4 protein-coding genes and 1 tRNA gene are annotated in these 4,082 nt (G+C 40.5%); 3 read left to right on the top strand and 2 right to left on the bottom strand.

Translation table 11 applies throughout. The features are described 5' to 3' along the window. The coding region (locus B7C60_RS17255) for a PRD domain-containing protein (protein ID WP_216639326.1) at positions 1 to 225 on the top strand (225 nt) is incomplete at its 5' end. A 4-nt stretch (positions 226 to 229) separates the two neighbouring features. Further along, positions 230 to 2,116 carry a beta-glucoside-specific PTS transporter subunit IIABC gene (locus tag B7C60_RS14110; RefSeq protein ID WP_099612213.1) on the top strand — a complete coding sequence of 629 codons (1,887 nt, stop codon included), beginning with the start codon at positions 230 to 232 and terminating at the stop codon, positions 2,114 to 2,116. Between the two features lie 345 nt (positions 2,117 to 2,461). Here B7C60_RS14110 and B7C60_RS14105 read toward each other — a convergent pair. Then, a tRNA-Ser gene (locus B7C60_RS14105) sits at positions 2,462 to 2,549 on the bottom strand. Positions 2,550 to 2,872: 323 nt separating this feature from the next. Between B7C60_RS14105 and B7C60_RS14100 the strand changes: the two genes are divergently transcribed. Continuing rightward, the gene (locus tag B7C60_RS14100; protein ID WP_099612212.1) at positions 2,873 to 3,442 is read left to right on the top strand and encodes a UPF0149 family protein; all 570 of its coding nucleotides are present in this window, start codon (positions 2,873 to 2,875) and stop codon (positions 3,440 to 3,442) included. A gap of 79 nt (positions 3,443 to 3,521) precedes the next feature. Here B7C60_RS14100 and nadA read toward each other — a convergent pair. After that, positions 3,522 to 4,082, bottom strand: a 561-nt coding sequence (gene nadA, locus B7C60_RS19455; protein WP_245869483.1) for a quinolinate synthase NadA, incomplete at its 5' end; no start/stop codon positions are given.

Below are 4,082 nucleotides of genomic sequence, written 5' to 3'. Positions count from 1 at the left end.
TTTGTTCATCGACTACTCCATCAGACAACGATCTCCGATCAAGATGATTCCTTATTCCTTTCTGTTAGAGAGAAATACCCCACTGCTTTTTCCTGTGTTGAAAAAATCAGTCAGTATGTAAACAAAAAATTCCAACATGACATGACTTCAGAAGAAATGATGTTTTTGACTATTCATGTAGAAAGAGTCAGACGAGCTACATCTTCTAGGCAAGGAGAGAGATAGTCTAATGACAGCTTACCATGATAACCTTGCTAATCAGATAGTTAAACTACTTGGTGGCTCAAGTAATATTGTCCGAGTCTCCCACTGTACAACTCGGCTAAGATTTCAGCTAAAACAAACTCCGATCGAGAACATTAAAGAAATAAAAATTCTGCCAGATGTCATTTCCGTCATTCATACTGGAGGACTGTTTCAGATCGTTATTGGTACACACGTAGAAAAACTTTATCAATCCATTCTGCCACTACTCAAACCACAAAAGCACACTAGCGTTTCTCATTGGATGGGAGCTATCATCAATACCATCACAGGGATTTTTCATCCTTTGCTGTGGCTATTAAGTGCTGGTGGAATTTTAAAAGGTTTTGTTGTTCTATTATCTAACCTTGGCTGGATAACCACAGACAGCGGCACATATCGAATTCTCTTTTCTGCTGCAGATACGATTTTTTTCTTTCTTCCTATCTTTCTCGGTTATACCGCAGCCAAATATTTCAATAGTAATCCTTTATTCAGTATGACTATTGCTGGAGCTCTGGTGCACCCAGAAATTATCACCCATGTTAACTGGTTATTTTCTCAGCAAATAACAGGTCAAGAAGTCCCGTCAGAAAATTTTATGGGATTACCTATTCTTTATTTGAATTATTCTACATCCGTGATACCTATTTTATTTGCGACTTGGTTTAATGTTCGTCTAGAGCAAGCTCTGCCAAAAAATTTATCGACCTTCCTGTATAATTGGTTAACACCTTTCTTATGCTTAATCCTAACAATACCTATAACATTTTTAGTCATTGGCCCATTAAGTACTTTGATTGCAAATATGATTTCGAATGGAATACTATATCTCTACCATGCTAGTCCTGAACTAGCGGGGGGCGTAATTGGTGCAACCTGGCAGATACTGGTTGTATTTGGTATTCATTGGTGCTTAGTCCCCATCATGATGAATAATATTGCTGTAGACGGCTACAGTTTAATCATACCTCTTCTTATTCCGGCTATTTTTGGTCAAGTTGGAGCTTGTTTAGGTGTGTTTTTTAAAACTCAAAATAGAAATACTCGTGGCTATGCGGGGTCTGCTGCCATTACCGCATTATTTGGTGTAACAGAACCGGCAATTTATGGTATTACTCTCTCTAGAAAATGGCCATTTATTTTCGCCTGCCTTTCTGCAGCAATAGGATCCAGTATCATTGCCTCATTCCATGTGAAATCTTATTCAATGGGTTTATTAAGCCTTTTCTCTTTTATTCAGGTCATTTCACCACAAGGGGTAGATAACACGGTTATCGTGTGTATTTTAGCAGCATTATTAACCCTAATTTTATCGTTCATATTAACTTATTTTTTTTCGCCTCATAGTCATGATGATGCCAAAATCATAGAGCAAAACTCACCTTCGATATCTTCACTACCCTCTTCTTACCCAAAAAACCATCTACAAATAGCTAGCCCATTAAGTGGCGAGGTGATCCCCTTATCTATGGTTGATGACCCAACATTTTCCAGTGAAATCATGGGAAAAGGCATTGCTATTCGCCCAGATAACGGCACCTTATTTGCCCCTTTTGATGGCTATGTCACTTCCATCTTTAACCCTCATCACGCAATTGGCTTAAAAAGCGAACAAGGTATAGAGCTTCTTATACACATCGGCCTAGATACTGTAAAATTACAAGGTGATGGCTTTTCTTTACTGGTTCATACAGGAGAGAAAATTACCGAAGGGATGCCTCTTATCCAGTTTGATTTAAACAAAATCACTCAGTTGGGATTCGATTCCACAACCCCTATTTTAATTACTAATAGCCATGATTATTTTGAGGTGCTGAGTACAAATGAGACTTATGTAAATGCCGGCGATCGATTACTCACCACCTTATAATTTTTAGTCACACTTTAAAAGCCATTCGACCCAATGCCTTATTTGCTGTTTCAGATCATGAACGTGAATTGCTTCTACGCACACAGAAGTAAAGATTGCCGCCATCAGATAAGCGATAGAGCTTATCTTTGGGCTTTGCCGTTTGGATTTCCCTAGCCGTGAGATTATTCGCCATTTAATCCCTAAGTAATACCTGAACAAAGCTCAATTTTCGAAAAATCTAGGTATTACTCTAGACAAGCGCTTTTACGACACTTTATGGAACGCTACGAAACGGTAACTCATTGATTTTAATAACCTTAAGGCGTAAAAAAAGACGCCCTAGGACGTCTTTTTTTTAGAATGTGGCGGTGAGTGAGAGATTCGAACTCTCGATACGTTGCCGTATACACACTTTCCAGGCGTGCTCCTTCAGCCACTCGGACAACTCACCGTACTGGTTAACATCTCGTGCTAACGAAGCGCTAATTTAATGATTATCGAATCAATGGTCAAGCAGAAATCAGGAAAAAAGCTTAGCTTGCGCTTCATTTGCTCACTTATTGATTAATTTGCCTAAAATCAAAACGATAAACGTCTGTTCGGGAGAATAGTCATGGGTAATATTACGATAAACACTGTTCTCACGTCCAATCGCCAAGAAATAACCGTTAGGTTTTATGAGGAAAATGCCACCATGTCATCATGGCTCGCATTCTCAGCCTATTTAAGGTTAATATAAGCGCAAACTTTTCGCTGTTTATATGGAATCTCACTTTGACCTTACACGACATTCTAACGTTACCTGAATTCAAAGATAAATTACTTAATGAAGCTAAAACACATGGTTTTATTACCGCTATGGCCCTAGCACCCAATGAACTCCCACCTGAAGAGTGGTTGCCTTTTTTGTGGGGAGGAGATGATGTTGCTCCCTTTCAAGATGGTGAGATGCTAGAACGTTATTTAGAGCAAATCATCCACTTATGGAATGTATATCGCCCGGCTTTGCTTGATGGCGTTTGGGCTTGGCCCGAAGGATGTGAGCTAGATGATAACGATCTTGTCAATCAAACAACGCGAGACTTTTGTGAGGGGGTATTGCAAGGCTGGCAACTGACCCGAGATGATTGGGAAGTCCTAATGCCAGAAGAGAGCCAAGATAATGCACTACTCGGGGGAGTTTTGCTCTCACTAAGCATGCTTTACGATCCTGAAACGTCACTTGCAACGTTAAGCCAACAGGGGATTGACGATTTAGATCAGTTTGAGGAAATTTATAATGCAATTCCTGTCATGCTCTGTGGGCTAGCAAAGCGTGGCGGACAACTTGCGCAGGCACAATAATTAAACATCGACACAGGCATTTTAACGAGTAAAAAGCCCGCTTTTTCAGTGCGGGCTGTGGTGATCTATAAAAGCCGTATTAGGCATTGCCTTTCACTTCTTTTTTGATTTGCTCGGCAAAATCTAACATTCGATTCAACGGAATTAATGATTTTACTCGAATCGCCTCATCGACAAAAATTTCGTGTGCTTGCCCGCCTTCAAGCAAGGCTTTTTCTATTGCTTTTAAGCCATTCATTGCCATCCACGGACAATGGGCACAGCTACGACAAGTAGCTCCAGCTCCAGCGGTTGGCGCTTCGATAAGCTCTTTATCTGGCACCATTTGTTGCATCTTAAAGAAAATACCTTTATCTGTTGCAACAATCATCTGTTGCTGAGGTAGCGTTTTCGCAGCGGTAATAAGTTGACTGGTGGAACCAACCGCATCCGCAAGTTCAACCACACTGGCTGGAGACTCAGGGTGTACCAATACTGCCGCATCGGGATACAACGCTTTCATTTTACGCAACGCATCAGCAGAGAATTCATCATGAACAACACATTCTCCTTGCCACAATAGCATATCAGCGCCGGTTTTATTGGCGATATAGGAACCAAGATGTCGATCGGGGGCCCATATGATTTTTTTATCTTCAGA

This window comes from Vibrio fujianensis (assembly GCF_002749895.1).
GTDB lineage: Bacteria > Pseudomonadota > Gammaproteobacteria > Enterobacterales > Vibrionaceae > Vibrio > Vibrio fujianensis.
Note: the sequence above shows the minus strand (reverse complement) of the source record. Positions and strands in the feature narration are given on the sequence as shown.

What these genes read in the sequence shown, in the direction of transcription:
- B7C60_RS14110 (WP_099612213.1), top strand. Translation starts at nt 230, where the DNA reads ATGACAGCTTACCATGATAACCTTGCTAATCAGATAGTTAAACTACTT.